The following is a 26,376-nucleotide window of genomic DNA, read 5'->3' as shown; positions in this document are numbered from 1 at the left end:
TTCCGCGGCATACGAACTTTGACGAAAACCCCTTGTTATTAAGGGTTTGCAAGGGGTGTCGGCTCTGCTACCTGTGTCGCTGAAGGAGCATGCCGATATGTTTTCACTGGATGATTACCCACAGCGCTATGAATTGGCGAACGAGCTTCATGCGCGTCCGTCACCTGCGCTGAATGCTCCGGCGACGGCTGCTTTTCTGGCGGTGAAACCGACCAGAAACGCAGCGGGTCGTGATCGCGATGCGGACCGGGCGCATTTGATCGATCTGCTGGATCGCTTCGGTGCCCCTCATCCCAGTCCGGATGCGAACCACTATTTCGGAACCATCGGGCGGTATCAGCTCAAGTGGGAACAGCACACGGAAATCGTGACCTACACGGTTTTCGCCGATGGGGTCGGGTCGCGGGCCTTCGATCCCGCGGCATTTGATGTGTTTCCTGAAGATTGGCTGCAAAACGCACCGGGTAAGCGCGTGACGTCGGCCCAAATTCGGATCGACACCATGCCTGAATCCCAGGCGGATATGAACGAGGCGATCAAAAACTGGTTCGTTGCTGAAAGCGTCGCGGCAACTTGGGTGCTGGATCGCGCGGCCATTGTGGCTGGGGATTTCCGTATCGACCCCGCAGGGCATATGCGCTTTGCTGCCTTCATCGGCGAGGACGCAGGCCCCCGGCGCATTGGGCGCATTGTACAGCGCCTGTGCGAGATCGAGACCTATAAATCCATGTCGATGCTGGGCCTACCACAGGCGCGTCAGTTGCAAGCCAAGCTAGGCCAGTTGGACGGCGAGCTGACCAAGTTGGTCGGGGCCATGTCGCGCGCTGACGAAGCGCCCGAGGCGACGCTGGACGAGCTTCTGCAAATCTCGTCCGAGCTTGAGGACCTGACCGCCGCAACCTCGTTCCGACTGAGCGCGACAAAGGCTTATGAAGCCCTGGTGAACCAGCGCATTCAGGTGTTGCGCGAAGAACGGTTCATGGGCCGCCAGACGATGAGCGAGTTCATGATGCGCCGCTACGACCCGGCGATGCGCACGATCAAAAGCGCCGAACGGCAGTTGGGTAGCATGGCCGAGCGGGCGAAGCGGGCGGGCGATCTGCTCAGAACCCGTGTCGATGTTCAGCGGTCCGAACAAAACCAGGCTTTGCTGGCCAGTATGGACCGCCGCGCCGATTTACAGCTACGCCTGCAAGAAACGGTTGAAGGGCTGTCGGTGGTCGCGATCAGCTATTACGCCGTGTCACTGGCAGGCTATCTGGCCTATCCATTGACCGATGTGCTGGGCATCTCGAAAGGGACGCTGACAGCGGCGCTTACGCTGCCTGTGGTTGCGCTTGTGTGGTTGGGTGTGCGACGGATCCGGCATTCGATCGGGAAGTAAGGCGCGCATCCACGCGCCCCGCGCCCCAGGCCCCTGCCGAAATAGCCACGAGCGCCAGAACAGCAGCAACAGACAGTGTTGCCACGCCCGAGATGCCGGCACCAACGGTGCAGCCCCCCGCCAGCACGCCGCCAAAACCCATCAGCGCCCCGCCAGCCAGATAACGGCCCATTTGCCCCGGTCCTTCAAAGCTTTGCCACTGAAAGCGACCGGCGATCAGGGCCGATGCCAGTGCGCCCAGAACAACGCCACCGATCAGCCCGGTGCCGAAATTGGCCCCGATCGCCGACGATGCGCCCGTCCAGAACAGCGTGTCAGCCAACGGTGCGGTGAACGAAAGGCTTTCAAAGGTAATCGGGTCAAACTCGTCCAGCAGCACAAGACCCGTGCCGACCCAACCCAGCGGGATAAGCGCGCCAAGCAGGGCGGCGAGAAGCAGTGTCCCGATGCGCGGACGCGCCCGCTTGATCAGGAAGCCCGCCAGAAGCAGCGGCAGGATCGCGGTCCACAGCGGCAGAGCTGGGGCAGGGATCACCACGGCCTCAAGCGCGACACGGGCCGGGGCCAGCAGGCCTTTTAGCGTCGCCAGTGCCGCGAGCGCGGCCACGAGCAGCACCACCAATGCGCGCAGGTTGCCTGATGCGCCCAGCACAGCCAGACGTGACAGGCAGCCGCGTGTCATCACCATACCGACACCAAACAGAAGCCCCCCGGCGATGATCGCCAGATAGGGCAGGTCTGCAGCGTGGAAGCGATGGGCCGAGAACTCGATCCATCCCGCCTGCACGACGGCCTGGGTGCCCATAACGGCCACGGCCAAAGCTGTCACCCAGATCGCAAGAGCGGACCGGTTGTCCTGTCCCCCGCCAATCAGGCCGCGCCGCAGACAGAAGCGCGTGATCTCTGCCAGCACACCAAAAGCCGCGCCCAGCCCCAATCCGAACAGGATCGACGCGGTGCGTGGGGTGAGGGTCTCAAAGCCAAGGGTCTCGAACATCTTCATGTCTCCGCATTTGGGAATATGTTCCATCTGGCAAGTGAATATGACTCTGGCAAGGGCGGGTAGGGCGTCGAGCAAGCGGAAAGCGGGAACAATATTCCATCCCAGCGCATGAGTCGCGAACATCATGCACAGCTTTGGCGGGTTCGCGGAACCGACATTGCTTAACGGATGAACAATCGCCGCGCGGCGTTCTTTTTCAACGCGCGGCGCCCCGCACCCGGCGCGGATCCAGCGCGTCGCGCAACCCATCGCCCAGATAATTGACGCTCAGCACGGTCAGGGTGATCGCAAGCCCCGGCCAGACCACCCGTGTCGGTGTCAGGGTCATGTAGTTTGTGCCGTCAAACAGCATCCGCCCCCAGCTTGGCACATCGGACGGAAATCCCAGCCCCAGAAAGCTCAGCGCGCTTTCGGTCAGGATCGCGTGGCCGACGCCCAATGTGGCCGATACAAGGATCGGTCCAAGAATGTTGGGCAGGATGTGGCGGCGGATCATGGCAAGTGGGCGTGTGCCAAGGGCGGTGGCGGCGATGATGAACTCGCGCTCGCGCAAGGCCAGCACCTCGCCCCGGACGATCCGGGCCGTCTGCATCCAACTGGTCAACCCGATGGCGCAGACGATGAGCAGAAAGATGCCCGCCTCGGGACCGAACTGCGCCCGCAGGCTGTCGCGCCAAAGCATGATTGCCACAAGCAACAACGGCAGAAGTGGCAAGGACAGGAACAGGTCGGTCATCCGCATCAGGGGCGCGTCCCAGTGGCGCAACACACCGGCCAAAACCCCGACCAGCGTGCCAAGTCCCACGGCCAGTCCCATGGCAACCAGCCCGACCAGCAGCGATACACGCCCCCCCGCCAGCAATCCGGCCAGAAGGTCGTGCCCCAACTGATCGGTGCCAAGGGGATGGGCCAGACTGGGCGATTGGTTCTTTGCCGCAATGTCGATCTGCGCCGGGTCCACAGGCCAGACAAACGGGCCAAGAAGCACTGCCGCAGTGATGGCCGCAAAAACCACCATCCCAACCACCGCGCCGCGATGGCGACCGAAGCGACGCCACAAGCTCACACGGCTGTGCAGTGGTGGGAGAGATGCCGCGCGATCAGTCATAGCGGATCCGGGGATCAAGCAGCCCATAGGTGATATCGGCCATCAGGTTGAATAAAACGATCAGCACGGCGAACAGGAAGGTCAGCGTTTGCACAAGTGGCACGTCGCCGCTTTGGATGCCCGAGATCAAAAGCTGCCCCAGCCCGTTCACGCGAAACACCTGCTCGGTAATGATGGCACCCGCGAAGACTTGCGGAATGGCAAGTGAGATGACCGTGACGACCGGCCCGATGGCGTTGCGCAATGCGTGGCGCAGCAGAACACGCGCCTCGGACATGCCTTTGGCGCGGGCGGTGCGGATGAAATCCTGATGAAGCGTTTCAAGCATCGAGGCCCGCAGAAAGCGGCTGAACTGGGCCGCGTTGAACAGGGCCAATACCGTCACCGGCATGACCATCTGGCGAAGCTGGACGCCAAGACTGTGCCAATCCGTGACCCGATGCGTTGTGTCATAGATCGACGGGAACCACCCCAGCTTGACCGAGAAGACGATGATCATAAGGACACCCAGAAAAAACGACGGTACGGAAAAGCCGAGCATCGCAACGAAGGTGCCAAATTGATCCACCCAGCCATGTTGATGGCGTGCCGAAAGGATGCCCAGGGGAAGGGCGATCAGAATACCGATCACCAGCGACAGACCGACGACCCATAGGGTTTGCGGCAAGCGTTCGGCAATCAGCTCCATGACGGGCGTGTGGGTCGACCAGCTTTGCAGCCGCAAACGGCTGCTTTCATTGCCCATCATCCCGTCCAACAGGTTCAGGGGTTCGTGGATAAAGAACTGTTTGCACCACAAAAGATATCGGACATGGGTGGGGGCATCCAGGCCCAGGCCGGTGCGAAGCTGCTCGCGTATCTCGGGCGGGATGGTCAGGGGCAGGTTGGCCGTTGGATCGTTCGGTGCAAGGTCGATGAGCAGGAATATCACAAGGCTGATTGCCAGCAGGACGGGAATGGAAAAGGCAAGTCGCCGCAGCGTATAGGTAAACATGGGCGACCCGCGGTCCTTGTGACGGTCCACCGCACCGGTGGGAAGTGGGTACAGTCTAGCGATGTTACTTGGCGCGGGTCCAGTCCGCGATGTTCCAAAGCTCACTGTCCCAGGAATTCATCCGAACGCCCTTCAGCGTATTGGAGATCGCAGAGACATCGCCGCGATGAACCAGCGGGATCAGGGCGCCTGCCTGCATCAGCATGTCATTCATGCGCCGGGCGATGACAGCGCGCTCCTCCAGTGCTGAAGTTTGCGCCAGTTCCGCTGCCAACGCGTCATAGTCGGCATTGCAGTAGCGCGGGATGTTGAAGCCCAGCCAGTTATTGGCGGGGGCGGGGATGCTTTTGCAGGTCCAGTTGTTCAGATAGGCCTCGGGGTCGGTGCCGGGAAAGAAGTTGGTGAACATCTGGATGTCGGCATAAAACTTCTGGAAGGTGTCCGGGCTGCCCGGATCGCCGCCGAAAAAGACCGATGGATCGATATGCCGCAACTCGGTTTCAATTCCGATCCCGGCCCACCAGGATTTCAGCAAGGCCTGCGTGTCCTGCCGCACCGGGTTGGTCGAGGTTTGGAACAGCACCGAGAGGCGCACCCCGTCTTTCTCGCGCACCCCGTCGCCATCGCTGTCGATCCAGCCCGCATCATCCAAAAGATGGCGGGCGCGGTCGATATCTTGGGTCAGGCAGGTGTCATTGGCGGATGAGGCATAGATCGCCGGGGCAGGCAGGATATCGCAGATCGGTTTGCCCGCCGCGCCATAGCCCAGTTCGGCAACCACCGTTCGGTCGATGGCCAGGGACATTGCGGCCAGAACAGCGGGATCGGTCAGAAACGGGTGCGGCCCGCCCTTGAGGGTCGAGCGCAAATCGCCCAGAGAGGGCGCTGGATTCGTGCGGTTGATCATCAACCTTTCGACCGGCGTGCCGAAGGATCGGATGATCTGCCCTGTGCCCCCATCGGCCATCGTATTCAGGATTTCCGGGTCCACCTGAAGGTTCCACGCGTAGTCCATCTCGCCGGTTTCCAGCACGGCGCGGGCGGCGCTGATGGCATCCCCACCACCTTTGATGGTTACGGTCGCAAACCCCGGTTTCTCTGGGTCGCGATAGCGAGGATTGGCCTCGAACGTGACGACATCGCCCGCCCGGAAGTCTGTCACTTGAAACGGGCCGGTGCCGATGGGTGCGGTGTTCTGGGCGGTACAGCTTTGCGCGCCTGCGCCCATGCAGGCTTCAAACTGCGCCTTCTGCAGAATCGGCGTTTCGACGCCAACCAGCGGGCCATAGGGGAAAGGTTTGGGGGCGGCGAATGTCAGGCGGACGGTCAGATCATCCATTGCCTCAACGCGTGTGACATCCGAGAACTTGCCTGCCTGCTGGCATCCTCCATCTGAGGAAATGCAATAATTCGCTGTGAAAACAACATCATGCGCGGTAAAGTTCATTCCATCGGACCATGTCAGGTCAGGGCGCAACCTCCACGTGATAGTCGTCAGATCGTCCGAAATACCACCATTGGCCAGTGTCGGAATGTCGGCAGCCAGCCACGGCACAAGATTGCCGGTTTCGTCGTATCGGGCCAGAGGTTCCAGCACCAACGACGCAGGTTCGATGTCTTTTGGGCCGCTGGACAGATAGGGGTTCAAAATCGTCGGGGCTTGCCAGTACAGGATGTTCAGATGCCCCGCCGCACCACGCTCGGCCAATGTGGCGGCTGGCAGCAGTGACAAAGCTACCCCCGTTGCCAATCCCCAGCCGGACCGTTTGTTCCCCATCATTCTCGCATCCTCTTCATGGTCGGTGTGGCCCCGGTACTGCTCAAACCATCAACTCATGACAAAGGTGCCTGACGTCGGCACGGCCGTTCTTTGTCTTCAAGGCTTAGCGTTGCCGTTTGCCGATGTCACGCCATAGCGGTCAGATTTGACCCAAATATATCACCTGCGTCGGCTCTATGGTTGAACCAGACGGCCAAGCCGCGCATTGTCACACATGCGGAAGGATTCTTTGCTGGTTCGCCAAATCCGCACAGCACTTCATCTGGAAAGGTCAAAACGTGCCGATCAGGAACCGATTTCACGAGTTGAAAGACGACATTACCGCTTGGCGACGCGATTTCCATGCGCATCCAGAGCTGTTGTTCGACACCCACCGCACCGCTGGCATCGTTGCCGAGAAGCTTCGCGCTTTTGGCTGTGACGATGTGGTGGAAGGGATCGGACGTACAGGGGTTGTCGGCGTTATCAAGGGGCGCAGCGATACGGCAGGCCGGGTTGTCGGGCTGCGCGCCGATATGGATGCGCTGCCGATCGAAGAGGCGACCGGATTGGATTATGCTTCGACCAATCCCGGCAAGATGCACGCCTGCGGCCATGATGGGCACACGGCAATGCTGCTGGGCGCAGCGCAATATCTGGCTGAAACCCGGAATTTCGACGGAACCTGTGTCGTGATCTTCCAACCTGCCGAAGAAGGTGGCGGGGGTGGACGCGTCATGTGCGAGGACGGGTTGATGGAGCGGTTCGGCATTCAGGAAGTGTATGGCATGCACAACTGGCCCGGCCACGATGCAGGCACATTCGCGATCCGACCCGGCCCGTTCTTCGCAGCAACCGACCTGTTGGACATTCGTTTCGAAGGTCGCGGGGGACATGCTGCCAAGCCACACGATACGATTGATCCGGTGGTGATGGCCTCGCAAGCCGTTCAGGCCTTGCAGTCCATCGCATCGCGCAATGCCGATCCGACGGAACAGGTGGTTGTGTCGATCACGTCTTTCGAGACAAGTTCCAAAACTTTCAATGTGATACCGCAAGAAGCTCACCTTCTTGGCACGGTGCGAACGCTATCAGAGGACGTTCGTGATCTGGCCGAAGAACGGGTTCACGCCATTTGCAACGGGATTGCCGCGGCCTTTGGTGGATCCGTCGATGTGCGATATGACCGAAACTATCCGGTTATGGTGAACCACGCGGCTGAGACCGATCACGCCGCGCAAGCGGCGCGGACTGTCGCCGGCGAATGCGAGGACGCCCCCCTGATCATGGGCGGCGAGGATTTCGCCTATATGCTGGAGGAACGGCCGGGGGCCTATATCCTGGTGGGCAATGGTGACACCGCCATGGTTCATCACCCGGAATACAACTTCAACGACGACATCATTCCGCAGGGGTGCTCATGGTGGGTTGAGGTGGTCGAGCAGCGCATGCCCGTGTAAGCGCCAGCCTTCGCCTTAGCCACCCGTGTGGTTCATGTGGCGGATCGTTTGGCCCTGAACCCCCTGTCGGGAGTAGTCGAAATCATGCCCCTTCGGTTTGCGTCCGATGGCGGCGTGAATCGCGTCGATCAGCACCGCATCGCTTTCGGATGCGCGCAGGGGCGCGCGCAGGTCCGACATGCCGTCATGTCCCAGACAGGTATAAAGCTGGCCGGTGCAGCTCATCCTGACACGGTTGCAGCTTTCGCAGAAATTATGGGTCAGGGGGGTGATCAGGCCGATCTTCTGACCCGTCTCTTCAACCCTCATGTATCGCGCGGGGCCACCAGTCGACAGATCCAAATCCGTCAAGGTCAGGCGTTCAGCCAGTTGCGCACGCAGATCTGAGAGCGGCCAATACTGGTCCAGCCGATCCTCTTCCCCCATGTCACCCATCGGCATGACCTCGATGAAGGTCAGGTCCATACCCTTTTGCGCGCACCAGTCTACCAGCTCGAACAGCTCGCTGTCATTGAACCCCTTGAGGGCAACCGCGTTGATCTTGACGTTCAATCCAGCCTCGAGCGCCGCGTCGATCCCGCGCATGACCTGTGGCAGTCGACCCCAGCGGGTGATCCGGGCGAACTTCTCTTCGTCCAGCGTATCAAGCGAGATATTCACCCGCCGCACACCTGCCGCATACAGCTCCTTGGCAAAGCGATGAAGTTGCGAGCCGTTGGTGGTCAACGTCAGCTCGTCCAGCGCACCGCTGTCCAGATGACGGCCCATGCCTTCGAAGAAGCCGATGATTCCCTTGCGCACAAGTGGCTCCCCCCCGGTGATGCGCAGCTTGCGCACGCCCAGACCGATGAAGGCCGAACATATGCGGTCCAGCTCCTCTAATGTCAGCAGGTCTTTCTTGGGCAGGAAGGTCATGTTCTCGGACATGCAATAGGTGCAACGGAAATCACACCGGTCCGTGACGGACAGGCGCAGATAAGTGACCGCTCGCATGAACGGATCGACAAGCCGAGGTGTATTCATGCCCTGAACCTATGCACGGGCGGGCAGGCGCGCAAGTCAATGATCGGTGAATTCTGCCGTTGAATCAGTCGGCGAATTGCGCCACGCTGCGGATATGAAACATGTCATTCTTATGCCCGCGATTTGTCTGACCCTGGCCGGCTGTTCCGGTTTGGACATGAACAATATCATGCCCCGCCCACCGCATTTGCAAAACCAGCCGACCTATAACTCCGATCTGCCGCCCGCGCCGCCGGAAGACGCGATTACCGTGGACGAGTTGGATACCGCCACGGAACAAGACCGGATGGCGGCTGCGACGACCGCGCCCAACGCCGCGGCCGGGTCATTGGGGGTCACTGTGGCCAGCCTTGGCGATCCCACCGCGCCGGGTTTCTGGGTCGAAACCTCGCTTGTGTCGTCCGAGACGCAAGGCCGTGTGCAATCCAAAACAACGGGCCGTACCGTGAAAGTGACCCTGCGCCCCGCGTCGGGTGGCGGAAGCCGCGTATCTTTGTCGACGCTTCAGTTGCTGGACCTCGACATCTCGGGCCTGCATGAGCTGGTTGTCTTTGGATCGTGACCGCGCGTCTGTCTGACGCGGACTGGCTGGCCCATGGTCGGGCGCGCAAGCTGATTGCCCAATGGGGAAATTGGCAGGATATGCGCGATGATTTCGCGTGGGATATTCCCGAACATTTCAACATCGCCGAACGGTGCTGCGACAGTTGGGCCGCGGTGGAGGCTGGTCGCGTTGCGCTGACCCATGTGGCGCAAGATGGGGCAGCTCAGGACTGGAGCTTCGGCGCATTGAAAGCGGCGTCCGATCGGCTGGCAACGGCGCTGCAGGCGCGTGGTTTGCGCAAGGGCGACCGGATCGCAGTGTTGCTGGGGCAGGGGCCAGAGGTGCTGATCACGCATTTCGCGGCCTATAAGCTGGGCGCGGTGGTTCTGCCATTGTTCACCTTGTTTGGCGCTGATGCGCTGGCCTATCGCCTGTCTGACAGTGGCGCACGGATTTTGGTCACTGATGCCCCAAACCTGCCAAAAGTTTCCGAGATCCGGGCGGACCTTTCTGACCTGATCGAGGTCTATACAACCAGCCCAACCGATGCGGCACGTGATTTCTGGGCCGAGATTAACGCGTCCAGCCCGCTGCCGGTTCCCGAAATCACGCTGGCGGACGATCCGGCTGTGATGATTTACACGTCCGGCACCACCGGACCCCCAAAAGGGGTTTTGCACGCGCATCGGTTTCTTCTGGGCCATCTGCCCTGCGTAGAAACCTATAACGAAGATTTTCCGCAATCCGGTGACAAAGGCTGGACGCCTGCCGACTGGGCGTGGATTGGCGGTCTGATGGATCTGGCACTGCCGTTCCTTTATTTCGGTGTGCCCATTGTCAGCCACCGCATGCGCAAGTTCGAAGCCGACGCGGCCTATGCTCTGATTGCCAAGCACAAGATCCGCAACCTGTTCATGCCGCCGACTGCCTTGAAGCTGCTGCGGCAATCTGATGCGCCGCCGGAGGGTGTCCACATTCGCACAATCGGGTCGGGGGGTGAAAGCCTTGGCGCCGGGTTGCTGGGCTGGGCGCGTGACGTTCTGGCCGTGAATGTGAACGAGTTCTATGGCCAGACCGAATGCAATCTTGTCCTGTCGTCCGTGGCCGGCGCAATGTCTGTCAAACCCGGCAGCATGGGGCAGCCCATTCCGGGCCACGAGGTGGCAGTGATCGACGCGCAAGGCGTCCCCTGCGCCCCCGGCGAAATGGGCGAGATTGCCGTGCGCCGGGGCGACCCCGTGATGTTTCTGCGCTATTGGAACCTGCCCGATAAGACGGCCGCAAAATTCGACGGCGACTGGATGCGCACAGGCGATCTGGCCGTGCGGGATGAGCAGGGGTATTTTACCTTCGCCAGTCGGGATGATGATGTAATCACCTCGGCCGGGTATCGCATTGGCCCGTCCGAAATCGAAAACTGTTTGCAGACCCATCCAGACGTCGCGATGGCCGCGGTAGTGGGCGTGCCCGACCCCCTTAGAACCGAGGCCGTGAAAGCCTTCGTCGTGCTGCGCAAGGGTGCGTGCGAAACTGAGATGGCTGATCAGTTGATCTGGTTGGTGCGCGACCGGATCAGCCCCCATGTTGCCCCCCGGCAGGTTGAGTTTGTTGATAAACTTCCAATGACTGCAACGGGAAAGATCATGCGGCGCGAGTTACGCGACTGACTTGGTTGTGTCATATGAATGAGATTGAACCATTGTAGAATTGTGCATTATGGATAACGGGCTTGAAACGCTAAAGCGTCAAGCAACGAAGCCTGAACTGGAACGAAAAGGGATCCGATGGCAAAGATCATATTCCATCTGGGCACGTATAAGACCGGCTCGACCTCGATCCAGAATCACCTTTTCGACAATCGAGAAAAACTGCTGGAGCGTGGAATTCTCTATCCGGCTTCCGTGGCCAACGCCAATAGAAGTCTGGGACATCGCCACTCTGAGCTGGCGTATCGGTTTAACGCAAATGAAGATGTGGCAACCCCAAAACGGTTGATCGACGAAGTGCGAGAGGCCGGAGCAGAAACGGTCATTCTATCCTCGGAAGCATGGAGTGCGCCGAGGATGGCGCTGCATCTCATGCGTATCGTGAATGATTTCAGGGCGCTGGGGTATGCCGACGCCCACGCTGTCCTTTTTCTTCGTAACGCAGTGGACTATCGCGTCAGCTATTATCGGGAGCTAACCACCAACGATACGAACAAGACTGGCTATGAGCGGTTTATCTCAAGACGCCGAGGAATGTTTGATTATCAATTCCTGATGCGTTCATATCGCGCATTGTTTGGCGACAATGTACATGGTTTCGAATATGGGAAGCACGATAGCGTCAAGGTGTTTCGCGACGTTGTTGGCGCAGAATACTTCAGCGATATCCCGTTGCCTGCCAAACACTTCAACACAAAGACAATTGATGCCGTGGACGTCGAAATTTTCAGAGTGTTGAACCTGTACGAGCGCGATCACACTTACGCGGGTGAGGTTAAGGCGCGTTTGTCCCGGTTACTTGGCAAAAAGGCTGAATGGACTGAACGGGTGGATGGGGACCATGAAACCTATCCAGCGTTCTATGCCGAGGACTTAGCCAAGATGCTGAACTGGTCCGAAGACCGCGTAGAAGCTCTGCTACAAGACAGACCCCATCGGGGAAGGCGGGTTGCCGATCTGGAGCCTGCGATCATGGGCATCTTATCAGATATGGATGCAGGTGTGGCGTCTGGGGCCACGTTGGCACGGCGTGTGTTCAGACGGCTGATGCCCGGCTGAGTGTGCGCATGCAAAACAAACCTTGCTGGTCTCGCACGGAAAGGGGCACGGTCTTTCGCTAGGCGCAAGTGTTACTGCGTATTTAATGCGCCAGTTGGTTAACACATCAGGACAGGCACCCGATTATGTGAATTCTGATACAGCAACCCAAAACTTAACCCTGAAGGGATATAGAAGTGAAAAACCTATTGCGAACGATTGGACTGGTGTCACTTGTTTTTGCCGCCGCATCCTGGGCCGCCGAGCGGACCTTTTATGGCGGTGTGGATGAAAACGGTGTGCTTCAGGAAAGCTTCTTCCTGCCGCTGTCCGTCATCCTTGGCATCGCGGGGCTTATCTGCCTTGCGCTGTCCTTTGTCGTGAAAACAAGGCGTTAGGCCAGATACTTCCCCGCCTCTTTCCGCGCAAAGGCTTTCAGCCTGTCACCATGCGCCTCAAGGAAGGCGCTTACGCGTGCGGGGTCGTGTTTGGAAAGGTCGCGCAGCCACCATGCGATTGCTTTTTGGATGAACCATTCGGGGTCATCAACATAACCGGCCGCCCAGCCCAGCACGCGGTCGCGGATCGCAAGATCATCCGGCTTCGGGTTGTTCTGCTTGGTCCAAGGCAGAGTGATGACCAGCGCGGCGCGACGGGTCCACAGGTGGTCAGACCTTGTCCAACCCTCGACCGTGTCGATGCGCGACGGATCAGCGACCAAACGCTTCTGACCGGCCATGCAGGCATGATCCGCAATCGCCCAACTGTCAAAATCGGGCACCCAGCTTTGGATCAAGGCCCAAGCGTCCCCGTCCGGGCGCAAGCGGGCCTGTGTCAGCAGCTTTGCAGCGGCAATCCGGGCTTCAAAGATATCGGTTTTCCAAAGCTCGTCGGCCAAGCGGACGCGATCCTCAACCGTCAGGCTTTGCCGCCATGTTTTTGTCAGATCGTTCAGCGCCGGGTTGGGGATGCCCAGAACCTCGCGCGTTTGCTTGTGATAGGCGGCCATGCCTTCGGCACGACCCTCTTCCACATGGGCGCGCAGGGCGGCCAGCGCCTCGCTCAGCGTCATTCGACCGTGACCGATTTGGCAAGGTTGCGCGGCTGGTCCACATCGGTGCCTTTGGCAATTGCCGTGTGATAGGCCAGAAGCTGGGCCGGGATCGCATAGAGGATCGGCTGCACAAGTTCCGGCGCTTCGGGCAGGGCAAGCGATTGCCAGACGCCGTCGCCAGCCTCTTTCGCGGCGCGCGCGTCCGAGACAAGCACAACCCGCCCGCCGCGTGCCATGACTTCCTGCATATTCGACACGGTCTTGTCGAACAGCCCGTCATGGGGGGCCATCACCACTGTCGGCGTGGCCTTGTCGACCAAGGCAATGGGGCCATGTTTCAACTCGCCAGAAGCATAACCTTCGGCGTGTATATAGCTGATTTCTTTCAGTTTCAGCGCGCCTTCAAGGGCAAGCGGGAACATCTGCCCGCGTCCAAGGAACAGCACGTCGCGTGCCTCGGCCAGTTTTGTGGCGATCTCTTTCGTGGCGGTGTCGATGGTCAGCGCGTGGCTCATCAGACCCGGCAACTGACGCAGGTCTGTCAGATGTGCGGCCAGGCCAGCATCGTCCAGATGCCCGCGGTCATGGGCAGCCTTGAGCGCCATGATGGCGAAACAGGTCAACTGGCAGGTGAACGCCTTGGTCGAGGCCACGGACACTTCCGGCCCCGCATGAATTTCCACCGCCACATCACTTTCCCGCGCGATCGAGCTTTCAGGCACGTTGATCAGGCTGACGATCTTGTCCACCTTGCCCGACGAATAGCGCAGCGCGGCCAGCGTGTCGGCGGTTTCGCCGGATTGGCTGACAAAGACGCCGAGGGTTTTCGGGGCAAAGGGTGCCTCGCGATAGCGAAATTCCGATGCCACGTCGATATCGACGGGCAGGCGGGCGTGGTGTTCAAACCAGTATTTCGCGACCAGCCCGGCATAGTAGGCGGTGCCGCAGGCGACGATGGACAGGCGATCCACATCGGCGAAGTTGATGCCCCCCATATCCATGGCGATCCGGTCGCCTTTCACATAGGCGTTCAGAACTTCACCCACGACTGTGGGCTGCTGGGCAATCTCTTTCGCCATAAAGTGCTTGTAACCGCCTTTCTCGATCCGGGCGGCGTCAAGGCGGACCTGTTTCATCGGGCGGTTGGCAAGGCGGCCGTTATCGTCATAGATTTCGGCCCCGTCGCGGGTGATGACGGCCCAGTCGCCTTCTTCCAGATAGGTGATGCGGTCGGTCATCGGGGCCAGTGCGATGGCGTCGGAACCCACGAACATCTCGCCGTCGCCATGGCCGATGGCCAAGGGGCTGCCCTTGCGGGCGGCGATCATCAAGTCATCTTCGCCATCGAACAGGAAGCACAGGGCAAAAGCACCGTCGAGTTCCGCCAGTGTTGCGGCGACGGCATCTTTCGGGGATTTGCCGCGCGCGATATGGCTTTGTGCCAGAAGGGCAACGGTTTCCGTATCGGTCTCGGTCGAAAACTCCAGCCCGTCAGCGGCAAGTTTTTCGCGCAACTCGCGGAAGTTCTCGATGATCCCGTTATGCACCACCGCGACCGGTCCCGCCTTGTGCGGATGGGCGTTTTCCGTGGTGGGTGCGCCATGGGTGGCCCAGCGGGTGTGGCCGATGCCGGATTTCCCGGCCAGCGGATTGTGGACCAGCAGGTCCGACAGGTTCACCAGCTTGCCGACCGCGCGGCGGCGATCCAACTGACCCGCGTCATTGATGGTCGCGATCCCGGCGCTGTCATAGCCGCGATATTCCAGCCGTTTCAGGGCTTCGACCAGGATCGGCGCGGCCTCGTGATTTCCCAGAACCCCTACGATACCACACATGATCAGGACCCTTTCTGGCGTTTGGCCTTCGCGGCCTTGAGCTTTGCAAACAGTTTGATGGCAAGGCCGGGTTTGACCTCCATCTTGGCGCGGCCCACGGCCATGGCGCCGGCAGGCACGTTTTTCGTGACCACGGTGCCGGTTGCTGTCATCGCTTCATCGCCCACCGAAACCGGGGCCACAAGGCAGGTGTTCGACCCGATGAAGGTGTGTGCACCGATGTCGGTATGGTGCTTGGACACGCCGTCATAGTTGCAGGTGATGGTGCCCGCGCCGATATTGGCGTGTTCCCCCACGCGCGCATCGCCCACGTAAGACAGGTGGTTGACCTTCGCACCTTCTTCGATCTGGGCATTCTTGATCTCGACAAAATTGCCAACCTTGGCGTCATTGGCCAGTTCGGCACCGGGGCGCAGGCGGGCATAGGGGCCGACCACTGCTCCGCGTGAGACATGGCACCCTTCCAGATGCGAAAATGCCCGGATACGCGCGCCGCTTTCGACGGTGACGCCGGGGCCAAAGACCACGTTCGGCTCGATCACAGAATCGCGGCCAATAACAGTATCATGGGCGAAGAATACCGTGTCGCGGGCAACAAGGGTCACGCCATCCTCCAGTGCCGCATCGCGGGCGCGGGTCTGAAAGACCTCCTCGGCGGCGGCAAGTTCGGCGCGGGAGTTGATGCCCAAAGTCTCAGCCTCGTCACAGGTGACCACCGACGCGGTCAGCCCGCGGGCGCGGGCAACCGACACGATATCGGGCAAATAGAATTCACCGGCGGCATTGTCGTTTCCGACCCCGTCCAGCAGGTCGAACAGAAGTTTTGCATCTGCGGCGATCACGCCGCTGTTGCAAAGGGTTACGGCGCGTTCGTCGGCGGATGCATCCTTGAATTCAACAATGCGATCCAACGCACCATCCACGACGATCAAGCGGCCATAGCGACCGGGGTCGGCGGCCTCGAATCCCAGAACGACCACATCGGCACCGCGGGTGCGCGCGGCAGCCATCGCCTCCAGCGTTTCGGGGCGGATGAAGGGCGTGTCACCGTACAGCACGACTGCATCGCCGTCGAACCCATCCAGAGCCGACCGCGCCTGTTGCACAGCATGGCCGGTGCCCAGCTGTTCTTCTTGCACTGCGATCATGATCTCGGGGTCGATGTCTTTGGCCGCGGCCCCGACCATGTCGGCCCCGTGGCCCACAACCAGCACCGCGCGATCCGGTGACAGGGCAGCACCAGAGGCCAGCGCATGTGCAAAAAGCGGTGCGCCTGCAATCTCGTGCATGACTTTGGGCAGGTCTGAATTCATCCGTGTTCCCATGCCAGCGGCAAGGACAATCAGGGCGGTTGCCATATCTATCTGCTCTTTCAATTTCTTTTCGCCCGTTTTACCCCTTGGGGCGCGGCTCGCAAGCGAAAGCTGTTCAATTAACCTTACGCGAGGTTACAGGCTTTGCGTGGAAAATCCAAAGGCTGAAGGTATCATGACGAACAAGGCAACGCCGGGGCGGCACCCCGGAAGACGAACGGTGATATTCGATCTGGATGGCACGTTGGCGGACACTTCGGGCGATCTGATCGCTGCGGCGAACGCGTGTTTCATCGCGCTGGGACATGGCGAGGTGCTGGATGCCAGCGCCGACCAGCTGACCGCTTTTCACGGTGGTCGTGCGATGCTGCGCCTTGGCTTCTCACGGGTGAATGGCGGGGTGGTCGACGAAAATGACGTCGAGCGCGCGTTTCCCAATCTGCTTGTTGCCTATGAAGAGAACATCGACCACCACACGCGCCTGTATCCCGGCGCTCTGGACGCGGTTGCCCGATTGCATGATGGTGGATACGCGGTGGGAATATGCACCAACAAGCCCGAGGGGCTGGCACGGCTCTTGCTGACCCGGCTGGGGGTTTTGGATCGTTTCACCTCGTTGATCGGTGCGGATACATTGCCGACGCGCAAGCCGGACCCCGCGCCGTTTGTGGCGGCCGCGCAAGAAGCCGGCGGCGATCCGGCCCGTGCGCTGCTGGTGGGCGACACCGAAACCGACAGGCTGACCGCACGGGCGGCAGGCGTGCCCTGCATCCTTGTGGGCTTTGGTCCGGAAGGGCCTGGGGTGTCGCGTCTGAACCCCGAGGCAATGTTGGATCATTTCGACGATCTGGATCGCGTGGTGGCCGGGTTGATCGGATGATACATTGACGCCGTGCCCCCACTTGCGCAGGGTCGTCGTATGACTGAACGATTCACAGGAAATTTCACCCAACAGGAACCGATCCCCGAGGCGGGGATCGAGGCTGCGTTGGATGTGCTGCGCCATGGGCGATTGCACCGTTACAACGTGGCCGAAGGAGAGACCGCGCAAACCGCGCTGCTGGAACAGGAGTTTGCCGCGCTGATGGGGTCGAAATACGCATTGGCCGTGGCGTCGGGCGGCTATGCGATTGCCACGGCGCTGAGGGCCGTGGGGGTCGGGCCGGGGGACCGTGTGCTGACCAATGCCTTCACACTGGCGCCGGTGCCGGGGGCGATTGCGTCTGTCGGCGCCGTGCCGGTCTTTGTCGATGTGACCGAGGCGCTGACCATTGATCTGGATCATCTGGCGCAGATCGTGGTCGAAAAGAACGCCCCACGTGTGCTGCTGCTGTCCCATATGCGCGGGCATATCTGTGACATGGACCGGTTGATGGCGATCACCGATGCGGCGGGTGTCACGGTGATCGAGGATTGCGCCCATACGATGGGCGCGCGCTGGAACGGGGTCTTGTCCGGGCGACATGGCGCGATGGCGGCCTATTCGACCCAGACCTATAAACATGTGAACTCGGGCGAGGGCGGGCTTTTGATCTCGGATGATCCCGACTTAATGGCCCGCGCGATCATCTTGTCGGGCAGCTATATGCTCTATGAACGTCACTTGGCCGGTCCGCCGCCAGAAGCGTTCGAGAAGGTGAAATATATTACCCCCAACATCTCGGGTCGGATGGACAATCTGCGGGCGGCGATCTTGCGGCCTCAGTTGGCGGGGTTGGACGATCAATGCTCTGCATGGAATGCGCGCTATCGCGTGGTCGAGGCCGGACTGCGTGACACGCCGGGTCTGACGGTGATCGAACGACCGGCTGAAGAGAGCTACGTCATGTCGTCGTTCCAGTTCTTGCTTTTGGATTGGACTGAGCGCGAGGTACAGGAGGTGGTGCGACGGTGTGCCGATCGCGGCGTGGAGCTGAAATGGTTCGGCGGGGCCGAGCCTGCGGGCTTCACAAGCCGCTATGACAGCTGGCGTTATGCCGATGCGCCAAAGATGCCAAAGACGGACCGGGTGCTGTGCGGGATACTGGACCTGCGCCTGCCACTGACCTTCAGCCACGAGGATTGCGCCCAGATCGCGCGGATCATTCGGGATGTGGTATCACGGGTGTATCAAAGGGCGGGCTAGGGGGCGTTGCCCCAGAGCCAAATCGTGGATTTGGCTCTTCCCCAGGATATTTTGGGCCAGAAGAAGCCGGGCAGGTGTGTAAGTGACGCTGCGTGAGTTTGTGCGCGTGTTGACCCGAATCGGGCTTTGCGCGATTAACTGAACAAGCGTTCAATAACGGCGGGCGGCACGGCGCGCCAAACGGAGGATGACCGATGTTCAACCACACCATGAATTTTGATCTTGGCGAAGATGTGAATGCGCTGCGCGAGATGGTGCATCGCTTTGCACAGGATCGGATCAAACCCATTGCTGGCGACGTGGATGCGAAGAACGAATTTCCCAACGAGCTGTGGCGCGAGTTTGGCGAGCTTGGCCTGCTGGGTGTGACCACGCCCGAGGAATATGGCGGCGCGGGGATGTCCTATCTGGCGCATGTGGTCATCGTCGAGGAGATTGCACGGGCGTCCGCTTCGGTTTCATTGTCCTATGGGGCGCATTCGAACCTGTGCGTGAACCAGATCCGCCGCAACGCCACGGAAGAGCAGAAGCAGAAATACTTGCCGAAGCTGATTTCGGGTGAGCATATCGGCGCGCTGGCCATGTCCGAAGCGGGCGCGGGGTCGGACGTTGTGTCGATGAAGCTGCGCGCCGAGAAACGCAATGGCTATTACGTGCTGAACGGCACCAAGTTCTGGATCACCAACGGCCCGGATGCCGATACGCTGGTGGTCTATGCCAAGACCGACCCGGATGCGGGCCCCAAGGGCATCACCACCTTCATCATCGAGAAGGATATGAAGGGGTTCAGTACCTCGCCGCATTTCGACAAGCTGGGGATGCGCGGGTCGAACACCGCCGAGCTGATCTTCGAAGACGTGGAAGTGCCGTTTGAAAACGTGCTGGGCGAAGAAGGCAAGGGCGTTGCCGTTCTGATGTCGGGCCTTGATTACGAGCGTGTCGTGCTGTCGGGCATCGGCACCGGCATCATGGCCGCCTGCATGGACGAGATCATGCCCTATATGAAAGAGCGCAAGCAGTTCGGTCGCCCGATTGGCGACTTCCAACTGATGCAGGCAAAGATCGCGGATATGTACACCGCGATGAACTCAGCGCGGGCTTATGTCTACGAAGTCGCAAAAGCCTGTGACCGGGGTGAAGTGACCCGTCAGGACGCCGCGGCCTGTGTGCTTTATGCGTCCGAAGAAGCCATGAAACAGGCGCATCAGGCGGTGCAGGCCATGGGTGGTTCGGGTTACATGAACGAAACGCCGGTCAGCCGCATCTTCCGCGATGCCAAGCTGATGGAGATCGGCGCGGGCACATCGGAAATTCGCCGTATGCTGATCGGGCGCGAGTTGATGGGGGCCATGTGATGGGTTTCCGTCTGGGCGTTTTGTCTGTGGTCGTTGGGCTTTCGGTCTTCGCGGCGAAGGCCATGGCACAGGATGTCATCCTGAATAGTGGCACCGTTGATGCCTGTCTGGCATCGACGCCCACTGGCGCAATTGACCCGTCCTGCTTGGGCGAGGCATCTAATGCGTGCCAGAAAGCGACCCAAGGGGGCGAGACCACGATTGGTATTTCCGAGTGCATTCAGGCCGAGACCCAAGCCTGGGACGTGCTGTTGAACCGGGAATACAAGGCAACGCGGCAGGCTTACTCCGAGGATCAGGTGGTGCTGGACCAGCTTCTGGCCGCGCAGCGTGCCTGGATCGTTTTTCGCGATGCGGAATGTGCATTGGCCCACGCGCTTTGGCGCGACGGGTCGATCCGGGTGATCGTGGCCGCCAATTGCATGATGGTGCAAACCGCGCGACGGACCATCGAACTGCGTGATATGAGGTGATATTGCCATGACATCGACAACCAAACACCGGCTGGCTGGCACGAAATCCTTCCGAGCGGTGGCCGCACCTTCGGTTTTGGCGATTGCATCGCTGTTCCTGTCCCTTCCGGCCCCTGCGCAGGACATGACCTACAGCTTTCACCCCACCACGGACTGTTTGTCCGCCATCGGTGATGATGGAGATCCGATGCGCTGCGTTGGATCGGCGGCAAACTATTGCATGGAGGCGACCGAAGGCGGGTTGAGCACGGTCGGTACGTCGACCTGCCTTGGGTTGGAATACGAAGACTGGGATCGCCGTCTGAACCGTGCCTATGGTTTGTTGATGACCCGACTGAAGGCCGAGGATGAAGAAATGGCGACCCTTGGGTCGGCCGCTCCAAAACAAGCGCCCGCGCTTTTGGCGATGCAACGCGCGTGGATCACGTTCCGCGATGCGTCATGCGATTATGAACGCACGAAATGGGGCGGAGGAACAGGCGGCGGCCCCGCGTCCGTGGCCTGCATGCTGCACCAGACCGCCCGTCAGGCGCTTGTGCTCGAAGCCGACCTGAACAGGTACGGCGACACTATCTGCAACCACGAAGGATGCTGAGATGAAACTACAATCCCAAGCAACCCCCGGATCCGAGGCCTGGAAGGCCAATCGCGAGGGGCATCTTGAAGCCCTGAAAGTGGTGGCGGATGCCGCCGAAGCCGCCGTTGGTGGCGGTGGGCAGACATCCCGTGATCGTCACCTGAGCCGTGGCAAGATGCTGCCGCGCGACCGGGTGTCGAACCTGCTGGATCCCGGATCGCCCTTTCTTGAGGTCGGGGCGACGGCTGCCCATGGCATGTATGATGGCGCTGCCCCTTGTGCAGGTGTCGTCGCCGGTATCGGTCAGGTTCATGGTCAGGAATGCATGATCGTGTGCAACGATGCCACCGTGAAGGGTGGCACCTATTATCCGATGACGGTGAAAAAGCACCTGCGCGCGCAAGAAATTGCGGAAGAGTGCAATCTGCCCTGTATCTATCTGGTCGATAGCGGTGGTGCGAACCTGCCCAATCAGGACGAGGTGTTTCCCGACCGCGACCACTTTGGCCGGATTTTCTATAATCAGGCGCGGATGAGCGCGAAAGGCATCCCGCAGATCGCGGTTGTGATGGGCTCCTGTACCGCAGGTGGCGCTTATGTGCCCGCCATGTCGGACGTGACCATCATCGTGAAAGAGCAGGGGACGATTTTCCTGGCTGGCCCGCCCTTGGTGAAGGCCGCAACCGGCGAGGTGGTGTCGGCAGAAGACCTCGGCGGTGGCGATGTTCACACGCGCCTGTCGGGCGTGGCAGACTATTTGGCGGAAGACGACGCCCACGCGCTGGCGCTGGCCCGCCGCGCCGTTGAAAGCCTGAACCGCACGAAGCCCGCCACGGTGAAATGGCAGGAACCGGAAGAGCCCGCCTATGACGCCGAAGAGCTGCTGGGCGTGGTCCCCGCCGACCTGAAGACGCCTTACGACATTCGTGAAGTCATCATGCGCATTGTCGACGGCTCGCGCTTTGACGAATTCAAGCCGCGCTTTGGTGAAACGCTGGTCACCGGCTTTGCCCACCTGAAAGGCTGCCCCATCGGGATCATCGCCAACAATGGCGTGATCTTCTCGGAAGCCGCGCAGAAAGGTGCGCATTTCGTGGAACTCTGCAGCCAGCGCAATATCCCGCTGGTCTTCCTGCAAAATATCACCGGCTTCATGGTAGGGCGGAAGTACGAAAACGAAGGCATTGCCCGTCACGGCGCCAAGATGGTGACAGCCGTGGCCACCACCAACGTCCCGAAGGTGACGATGGTTGTCGGTGGCTCGTATGGCGCGGGCAACTACGGCATGGCCGGGCGCGCCTATCAGCCGCGCTTCATGTGGACCTGGCCGAACTCGCGGATTTCCGTGATGGGTGGTGAACAGGCGGCGGGCGTGCTGGCGACCGTGAAACGCGACGCGATTGAACGTCAGGGCGGCGAATGGTCGGCGGAAGAGGAAGCCGAATTCAAGCAGCCCACCATCGACATGTTCGAAGAACAGAGCCACCCGCTCTATGCCTCGGCACGTCTGTGGGATGACGGCGTTATCGACCCGCGCAAATCGCGCGAGGTGCTGTATCTGTCGCTGCTTGCCGCGCTGAATGCGCCGATTGAACCGACCAAGTTCGGCGTCTTCCGGATGTGAGCCCTTGGACACGAATCTTGTCATATATTGCGGACTGACGTTTCTGGTCCTGTATTCGCTGGCAGAGCGCGTCGCGCCCGTGCCGCGGACCAGCGCGATAGATGGCTGTCAGCTTGGCTATGTTTATGACGGGGACACGGTCGAGCTGAAATGCCCGGACCGTACGCGCACCGCGCGGCTGGTTGGGTTTGATACGCCCGAGACGAAAGAGCCGGGATGCGCTGCTGAAAAGGCGCTGGGCGACAAGGCCACGCGCCGTCTGCGCGAGCTTGTGAACGGTGCCGAGCTGTCGCTTGGTCATGAAGGTCATGACAAATACGGGCGCGAGCTGGTGCGGCTTTCTGCTGACGGGCTGGATGTTGGAAAGACGCTGATCCGCGAAGGATTGGCGGTTGCCTATAGCGCCGGTGCGCGGATCAACTGGTGTGATCGATTGGCTGGCTGACTTGACTTTACGCCGCCCTCAGACCGGCGGTGAACCGAAATGCCGGGGGGCATCGCCCTCCACCCGAAGGAGGAACCTTGATGTTCACAAAAATCCTGATTGCCAACCGGGGTGAAATTGCCTGCCGCGTCATCGACACGGCCCGAAAACTGGGTGTTGCAACGGTCGCGGTCTACTCAGACGCCGATGCGGCGGCGCGCCATGTGAAGATGGCGGATGAGGCCGTGCATATCGGCCCGCCGCAGCCCGCGCAGTCCTATCTGAAGGGCGATGTGATCATTCAGGCCGCGTTGGACACGGGCGCGCAGGCGATCCATCCCGGTTATGGTTTTCTGTCCGAGAACCCGGATTTCGTGGACGCGGTTGAAAAAGCCGGACTGGTGTTTATCGGCCCGTCGTCGGGTGCGATCCGCAAGATGGGTTTGAAAGACGCGGCCAAGAAACTGATGGTCGATGCGGGCGTGCCGGTCGTGCCCGGCTATCACGGTGCAGACCAAGACCCCGCGCTGCTGGCGTCCGAAGCTGAAAAGATGGGCTATCCGGTCCTGATCAAGGCCGTGGCGGGCGGCGGCGGCAAGGGGATGCGTCGGGTGGACAATCCTGCCGATTTCGCCGACGCGCTGAAATCTGCGCAGGGCGAAGCCCAGACCGCTTTTGGCAACCCCGATGTGCTGGTCGAGAAATACATCCTTTCCCCGCGCCATATCGAGGTGCAGGTCTTTGGCGACGGCACCCATGCGGTGCATCTGTTCGAGCGCGATTGTTCGCTTCAACGTCGCCACCAGAAAGTGATCGAAGAAGCCCCTGCCCCCGGCATGACCGAGGACGTCCGTGAGGCGATGGGCATGGCGGGTGTACGCGCCGCCGAGGCGATTGGTTATAAGGGCGCGGGCACGGTGGAATTCATCGTGGACGGGGCGAATGGCCTGCGCACCGACGGGTTCTGGTTCATGGAGATGAACACCCGTCTGCAGGTGGAACACCCCGTCACGGAAGCCATCACTGGCGTTGATCTGGTGGAATGGCAGCTGCGTGTAGCCAGCGGAGAGGGGCTGCCCAAGCAACAGGACGAGCTGTCCATCACCGGCCATTCCTTCGAGGCGCGGCTTTATGCCGAGGATGTGCCCAAGGGCTTCCTGCCCGCCACTGGCACGCTCACGCATCTGAAGTTTCCCGAAGGGGCGCGGGCGGATACCGGTGTGCGGGCGGGCGACACGATCAGCCCATTCTATGACCCGATGATCGCCAAGATCACCGTTCATGCCGCGTCGCGGGCGGCGGCGCTTCGGCAAATGTCCTCGGCCCTGACCCATACCGAGGTCGCGGGGTCGGTCACGAACCTTGCGTTCCTTGGCGCGCTGACCCGTCACGAGGGCTTTGCCGCAGGTGACGTGGATACTGGCCTGATCGAACGCGATCTTGAGGCTTTGACGGCCGATCCCGGCCCCAGCATGGCGGATGTCGGGGCGGCTGCACTCAGCGCGCTGGGGCTTCTGAAACGCGAAGGCTCGGGCTTTACCCTGTGGGGCGGGTTGAACCACTTTGTAACGCTGACCCATGGCGACGATACCTATGAAGTGGTCGTAACTTCTTACGGTGCCGACCGTCATGTTATCACTGTTGGCGAGGGCAGCATCGAGGCGACCTGCCTGAACGGCCAATGGAAGATGGGCGGCGACCGTGGCCCGCGCGTTGCCAAGGCTGTCAATGTCGTGACTGTTTTTGCGCAATCCGGGTTGGAATTCCACGTGGTTGACCCGCTGGACCAAGACGCCGGGGCAGGCGCCGGGGCAGGTGTCGTCGAAGCGCCGATGCCGGGTCTGGTTAAGGCCGTCTTTGCGAAGGCCGGGCAGGAGGTCAAGCAAGGCGACCGTCTGGCCATTCTGGAGGCCATGAAGATGGAACACAGCCTGACCGCCGCCCGCGATGGCGTGGTGGCCGAGGTTTTGTGTGCCGATGGCGATCAGGTCGAAGCCGGTGCGCCGCTTGTTCGGCTAGAGGAAGAAGAGGAAAGCTGATGACCTTCCGCCTGCATCACGTTCAATATGCCCGTTCGATCCGGGTTTTGTGGCTGATTGAAGAAATCAGGCTTGAGGAAAAACTGGGCCGCACGCTTGAGGTGGTGGAATACCAGATCGGCTCGAAACAGATGTATGAGGGCGAGCTGCCCGAGGTTTCGCCCGCGTCCCGCGTCCCGGCCCTGGAAATCGGCCAAAAGCGGATCAGCGAAAGCGGTGCCATCATCCAGTATCTGATCGAGGAGTTTGCGCCAGAGCTGGGCGTCGATCCCGGCGGGGCCGAGCGGACGGATTATTTGCAATGGATCCATTACGCCGAGACAATGGCCAGCCTGATCGAGCAGTTGAACCTGCAAATGATCTTCCTGCGCCCGCCTGCCAAACCCAGCCCGATTGTGATCAAGCTGAACGTGGCGCGGCTGCGGCACACGCTTGTGGGGCTTGAGGCGCGGCTTGAGGGGCGCGACTGGCTTCTGGATCGTGGCTTTTCCGGTGCCGATATCATGCTGGGCTTCAACCTGTTTGCTGTGCCGTACTATGTGAAACTGGACGAGTTTCCAAACATTCGGGCCTACAAGGCGCGGATCGAAGCCATGCCGTCCTATCAGCGCGTGGTCGAACGCGAGGGCGAACAACGGTTCTATGACCGTGATTTCTATCCCGTTCCACAGGAGTGACCCCGATGGAATATGTCGAGATTTTCGAAGTCGGCCCACGCGACGGGCTGCAAAATGAAAAGCGCCAGATCCCGACCGCCGAGAAGATCGCGCTGGTTGATCTTCTTTCCGGTGCAGGCTTCAAGCGTATTGAGGTCGCAAGCTTCGTCAGCCCCAAATGGGTGCCGCAAATGGCGGATTCGGCCGAGGTGCTGAAGGGGATCAAGCGATCCCGTGATGTGTCCTATGCGGCGCTGACCCCAAACCTGCGCGGGTTCGAAGGGGCGGTGGCGGCCAAAGCGGACGAGATCGCGATATTCGGCTCGGCGTCGGAAGGGTTTTCCAAGGCCAATATCAACTGCACCATCGCTGAAAGCCTTGAACGGTTCCAACCCGTGGCCGATGCCGCGAATGACGCCGGGATCATGATGCGGGGCTATATTTCCTGCGTGACCGACTGCCCGTTTGACGGGCCGACCCCGCCGGACAAGGTGGCGTGGGTGGCCGAGCAGCTTATCGCGATGGGCTGCTACGAGATTTCGCTGGGGGATACGATCGGGCAGGCGACGCCCGAAAGCATCGATGCGATGCTGGACGCGGTGCTTGGCGTTGCCGGGCCGGACATGTTTGCCGGTCATTATCACGACACGGCGGGCCGGGCCTGCGACAATATCGGGGCGTCGTTGAAAAAGGGTTTGCGGGTGTTCGATGCCGCTGTGGGCGGGTTGGGCGGTTGTCCCTATGCCCCCGGCGCACAGGGCAACGTGGCGACCGAAGCGGTGCATGACCGGGTGACGGCGTTGGGCTATGCGACCGGTCTGGATCGCGACATTCTGGACAAGGCCGCACAGATGGCGCGGCAGATGCGGGCAGGGGAGTGAT

The 26,376-nt window shown here is 60.6% G+C and carries 24 protein-coding genes; 16 read left to right on the top strand and 8 right to left on the bottom strand.

What is annotated here, in order from left to right; genetic code table 11:
* Window positions 1–97 precede the first annotated feature (97 nt).
* Window positions 98–1,384 (top strand): DUF3422 domain-containing protein, encoded by a 1,287-nt coding sequence (locus J3R80_RS02770; protein ID WP_275392213.1) that lies wholly within the window; start codon window positions 98–100, stop codon window positions 1,382–1,384.
* Here the strand turns inward: J3R80_RS02770 and J3R80_RS02765 are convergent.
* The 4 genes from J3R80_RS02765 to J3R80_RS02750 all read right to left on the bottom strand — a co-directional run bounded on the left by J3R80_RS02765 (window position 1,317) and on the right by J3R80_RS02750 (window position 6,269).
* Complete coding sequence (locus J3R80_RS02765; RefSeq protein ID WP_275392265.1) at window positions 1,317–2,381, bottom strand: YeeE/YedE family protein; 1,065 nt, start codon at window positions 2,379–2,381, stop codon at window positions 1,317–1,319. The two genes, J3R80_RS02770 and J3R80_RS02765, sit on opposite strands and share 68 nt — an antisense overlap.
* 202 nt (window positions 2,382–2,583) lie before the next feature.
* Window positions 2,584–3,495: an ABC transporter permease gene (locus J3R80_RS02760; RefSeq protein ID WP_275392212.1), complete on the bottom strand. Its 912-nt coding sequence runs from the start codon at window positions 3,493–3,495 to the stop codon at window positions 2,584–2,586.
* Window positions 3,488–4,489, bottom strand: a complete 1,002-nt coding sequence (locus J3R80_RS02755; protein ID WP_275392211.1) for an ABC transporter permease — start codon at window positions 4,487–4,489, stop codon at window positions 3,488–3,490. Before J3R80_RS02755 ends, J3R80_RS02760 begins: the two co-directional genes overlap by 8 nt.
* Before the next feature lie 64 nt (window positions 4,490–4,553).
* Window positions 4,554–6,269: a peptide ABC transporter substrate-binding protein gene (locus tag J3R80_RS02750; RefSeq protein ID WP_275392210.1), complete on the bottom strand. Its 1,716-nt coding sequence runs from the start codon at window positions 6,267–6,269 to the stop codon at window positions 4,554–4,556.
* A 278-nt stretch (window positions 6,270–6,547) separates the two neighbouring features.
* On the opposite strand from J3R80_RS02750, the gene J3R80_RS02745 reads away from it, so the two are divergent.
* The gene (locus tag J3R80_RS02745) at window positions 6,548–7,708 is read left to right on the top strand and encodes a M20 aminoacylase family protein (protein WP_275392209.1); all 1,161 of its coding nucleotides are present in this window, start codon (window positions 6,548–6,550) and stop codon (window positions 7,706–7,708) included.
* 15 nt (window positions 7,709–7,723) lie between these two features.
* Here J3R80_RS02745 and moaA read toward each other — a convergent pair whose 3' ends face one another.
* Entirely contained in the window at window positions 7,724–8,731 is a 1,008-nt protein-coding gene (gene moaA, locus J3R80_RS02740; protein ID WP_275392208.1) for a GTP 3',8-cyclase MoaA, read from the bottom strand.
* A gap of 94 nt (window positions 8,732–8,825) precedes the next feature.
* Between moaA and J3R80_RS02735 the strand changes: the two genes are divergently transcribed.
* The 4 genes from J3R80_RS02735 to J3R80_RS02720 all read left to right on the top strand — a co-directional run bounded on the left by J3R80_RS02735 (window position 8,826) and on the right by J3R80_RS02720 (window position 12,417).
* A complete protein-coding gene (locus J3R80_RS02735; RefSeq protein ID WP_275392207.1) occupies window positions 8,826–9,293 on the top strand; it encodes a D-galactarate dehydratase in 468 nt (155 codons plus the stop codon).
* Window positions 9,290–10,942, top strand: coding sequence for an AMP-binding protein (locus J3R80_RS02730; protein ID WP_343075809.1), 1,653 nt, complete (start codon window positions 9,290–9,292; stop codon window positions 10,940–10,942). The genes J3R80_RS02735 and J3R80_RS02730 overlap by 4 nt, the downstream gene beginning before the upstream one ends.
* Window positions 10,943–11,059: 117 nt before the next feature.
* Window positions 11,060–12,040, top strand: a complete 981-nt coding sequence (locus J3R80_RS02725) for a hypothetical protein (protein WP_275392206.1) — start codon at window positions 11,060–11,062, stop codon at window positions 12,038–12,040.
* 176 nt (window positions 12,041–12,216) lie between these two features.
* Window positions 12,217–12,417 carry a DUF3955 domain-containing protein gene (locus J3R80_RS02720; RefSeq protein WP_275392205.1) on the top strand — a complete coding sequence of 67 codons (201 nt, stop codon included), beginning with the start codon at window positions 12,217–12,219 and terminating at the stop codon, window positions 12,415–12,417.
* Here the strand turns inward: J3R80_RS02720 and J3R80_RS02715 are convergent.
* The 3 genes from J3R80_RS02715 to glmU are packed head-to-tail and all read right to left on the bottom strand — an operon-like array spanning window position 12,414 to window position 16,266.
* The gene (locus J3R80_RS02715; RefSeq protein ID WP_275392204.1) at window positions 12,414–13,091 is read right to left on the bottom strand and encodes a DNA alkylation repair protein; all 678 of its coding nucleotides are present in this window, start codon (window positions 13,089–13,091) and stop codon (window positions 12,414–12,416) included. The genes J3R80_RS02720 and J3R80_RS02715 overlap by 4 nt on opposite strands.
* Window positions 13,088–14,908, bottom strand: a complete 1,821-nt coding sequence (glmS, locus tag J3R80_RS02710; protein ID WP_275392203.1) for a glutamine--fructose-6-phosphate transaminase (isomerizing) — start codon at window positions 14,906–14,908, stop codon at window positions 13,088–13,090. Before glmS ends, J3R80_RS02715 begins: the two co-directional genes overlap by 4 nt.
* 2 nt (window positions 14,909–14,910) lie before the next feature.
* Window positions 14,911–16,266 carry a bifunctional UDP-N-acetylglucosamine diphosphorylase/glucosamine-1-phosphate N-acetyltransferase GlmU gene (gene glmU, locus J3R80_RS02705; protein WP_275392202.1) on the bottom strand — a complete coding sequence of 452 codons (1,356 nt, stop codon included), beginning with the start codon at window positions 16,264–16,266 and terminating at the stop codon, window positions 14,911–14,913.
* 130 nt (window positions 16,267–16,396) lie between these two features.
* Here glmU and J3R80_RS02700 point away from each other — a divergent pair, with 130 nt between their 5' ends.
* The 10 genes from J3R80_RS02700 (at window position 16,397) to J3R80_RS02655 (ending at window position 26,375) form a co-directional block, all read left to right on the top strand.
* The gene (locus tag J3R80_RS02700; RefSeq protein WP_275392201.1) at window positions 16,397–17,101 is read left to right on the top strand and encodes an HAD-IA family hydrolase; all 705 of its coding nucleotides are present in this window, start codon (window positions 16,397–16,399) and stop codon (window positions 17,099–17,101) included.
* A gap of 39 nt (window positions 17,102–17,140) precedes the next feature.
* On the top strand, window positions 17,141–18,346 hold the full coding sequence (locus J3R80_RS02695; RefSeq protein WP_275392200.1) for an aminotransferase class I/II-fold pyridoxal phosphate-dependent enzyme: 1,206 nt from the start codon (window positions 17,141–17,143) through the stop codon (window positions 18,344–18,346).
* Between the two features lie 194 nt (window positions 18,347–18,540).
* Complete coding sequence (locus J3R80_RS02690; protein ID WP_275392199.1) at window positions 18,541–19,701, top strand: isovaleryl-CoA dehydrogenase; 1,161 nt, start codon at window positions 18,541–18,543, stop codon at window positions 19,699–19,701.
* A complete protein-coding gene (locus J3R80_RS02685; RefSeq protein WP_275392198.1) occupies window positions 19,701–20,174 on the top strand; it encodes a lysozyme inhibitor LprI family protein in 474 nt (157 codons plus the stop codon). Before J3R80_RS02690 ends, J3R80_RS02685 begins: the two co-directional genes overlap by 1 nt.
* A gap of 7 nt (window positions 20,175–20,181) precedes the next feature.
* Window positions 20,182–20,769 carry a lysozyme inhibitor LprI family protein gene (locus J3R80_RS02680; protein ID WP_275392197.1) on the top strand — a complete coding sequence of 196 codons (588 nt, stop codon included), beginning with the start codon at window positions 20,182–20,184 and terminating at the stop codon, window positions 20,767–20,769.
* A 1-nt stretch (window position 20,770) separates the two neighbouring features.
* Window positions 20,771–22,375 (top strand): carboxyl transferase domain-containing protein, encoded by a 1,605-nt coding sequence (locus J3R80_RS02675; protein WP_275392196.1) that lies wholly within the window; start codon window positions 20,771–20,773, stop codon window positions 22,373–22,375.
* 4 nt (window positions 22,376–22,379) lie between these two features.
* Window positions 22,380–22,820 (top strand): thermonuclease family protein, encoded by a 441-nt coding sequence (locus tag J3R80_RS02670; protein WP_275392195.1) that lies wholly within the window; start codon window positions 22,380–22,382, stop codon window positions 22,818–22,820.
* Window positions 22,821–22,900: 80 nt separating this feature from the next.
* Window positions 22,901–24,838 (top strand): acetyl/propionyl/methylcrotonyl-CoA carboxylase subunit alpha, encoded by a 1,938-nt coding sequence (locus J3R80_RS02665; RefSeq protein WP_275392194.1) that lies wholly within the window; start codon window positions 22,901–22,903, stop codon window positions 24,836–24,838.
* Window positions 24,838–25,515, top strand: a complete 678-nt coding sequence (locus J3R80_RS02660) for a glutathione S-transferase family protein (protein ID WP_275392193.1) — start codon at window positions 24,838–24,840, stop codon at window positions 25,513–25,515. The genes J3R80_RS02665 and J3R80_RS02660 overlap by 1 nt, the downstream gene beginning before the upstream one ends.
* Before the next feature lie 5 nt (window positions 25,516–25,520).
* Window positions 25,521–26,375, top strand: a complete 855-nt coding sequence (locus J3R80_RS02655; RefSeq protein WP_275392192.1) for a hydroxymethylglutaryl-CoA lyase — start codon at window positions 25,521–25,523, stop codon at window positions 26,373–26,375.
* Window position 26,376 lies beyond the last annotated feature (1 nt).

Origin of the sequence: Aliiroseovarius sp. Z3, assembly GCF_029105185.1 — a bacterium.
Lineage (GTDB): Bacteria > Pseudomonadota > Alphaproteobacteria > Rhodobacterales > Rhodobacteraceae > Aliiroseovarius.
The sequence above is the reverse complement of the archived record's forward strand: the minus strand, read 5'-3'. Positions and strand labels throughout refer to the sequence as shown.

Excerpts from the sequence above, each read along its gene's own strand:
- J3R80_RS02700 (WP_275392201.1), top strand. The coding sequence starts at position 16,397 with ATGACGAACAAGGCAACGCCGGGGCGGCACCCCGGAAGACGAACGGTG.
- J3R80_RS02675 (WP_275392196.1), top strand. The coding sequence starts at position 20,771 with ATGAAACTACAATCCCAAGCAACCCCCGGATCCGAGGCCTGGAAGGCC.
- J3R80_RS02735 (WP_275392207.1), top strand. The coding sequence starts at position 8,826 with ATGAAACATGTCATTCTTATGCCCGCGATTTGTCTGACCCTGGCCGGC.
- J3R80_RS02725 (WP_275392206.1), top strand. The coding sequence starts at position 11,060 with ATGGCAAAGATCATATTCCATCTGGGCACGTATAAGACCGGCTCGACC.
- J3R80_RS02750 (WP_275392210.1), bottom strand. The coding sequence starts at position 6,269 with ATGATGGGGAACAAACGGTCCGGCTGGGGATTGGCAACGGGGGTAGCT.
- J3R80_RS02760 (WP_275392212.1), bottom strand. The coding sequence starts at position 3,495 with ATGACTGATCGCGCGGCATCTCTCCCACCACTGCACAGCCGTGTGAGC.
- glmS (WP_275392203.1), bottom strand. The coding sequence starts at position 14,908 with ATGTGTGGTATCGTAGGGGTTCTGGGAAATCACGAGGCCGCGCCGATC.
- glmU (WP_275392202.1), bottom strand. The coding sequence starts at position 16,266 with ATGGCAACCGCCCTGATTGTCCTTGCCGCTGGCATGGGAACACGGATG.
- J3R80_RS02715 (WP_275392204.1), bottom strand. The coding sequence starts at position 13,091 with ATGACGCTGAGCGAGGCGCTGGCCGCCCTGCGCGCCCATGTGGAAGAG.
- J3R80_RS02655 (WP_275392192.1), top strand. The coding sequence starts at position 25,521 with ATGGAATATGTCGAGATTTTCGAAGTCGGCCCACGCGACGGGCTGCAA.
- J3R80_RS02765 (WP_275392265.1), bottom strand. The coding sequence starts at position 2,381 with ATGTTCGAGACCCTTGGCTTTGAGACCCTCACCCCACGCACCGCGTCG.
- J3R80_RS02770 (WP_275392213.1), top strand. The coding sequence starts at position 98 with ATGTTTTCACTGGATGATTACCCACAGCGCTATGAATTGGCGAACGAG.
- J3R80_RS02660 (WP_275392193.1), top strand. The coding sequence starts at position 24,838 with ATGACCTTCCGCCTGCATCACGTTCAATATGCCCGTTCGATCCGGGTT.
- J3R80_RS02695 (WP_275392200.1), top strand. The coding sequence starts at position 17,141 with ATGACTGAACGATTCACAGGAAATTTCACCCAACAGGAACCGATCCCC.
- moaA (WP_275392208.1), bottom strand. The coding sequence starts at position 8,731 with ATGAATACACCTCGGCTTGTCGATCCGTTCATGCGAGCGGTCACTTAT.
- J3R80_RS02690 (WP_275392199.1), top strand. The coding sequence starts at position 18,541 with ATGTTCAACCACACCATGAATTTTGATCTTGGCGAAGATGTGAATGCG.
- J3R80_RS02755 (WP_275392211.1), bottom strand. The coding sequence starts at position 4,489 with ATGTTTACCTATACGCTGCGGCGACTTGCCTTTTCCATTCCCGTCCTG.
- J3R80_RS02665 (WP_275392194.1), top strand. The coding sequence starts at position 22,901 with ATGTTCACAAAAATCCTGATTGCCAACCGGGGTGAAATTGCCTGCCGC.
- J3R80_RS02680 (WP_275392197.1), top strand. The coding sequence starts at position 20,182 with ATGACATCGACAACCAAACACCGGCTGGCTGGCACGAAATCCTTCCGA.
- J3R80_RS02685 (WP_275392198.1), top strand. The coding sequence starts at position 19,701 with ATGGGTTTCCGTCTGGGCGTTTTGTCTGTGGTCGTTGGGCTTTCGGTC.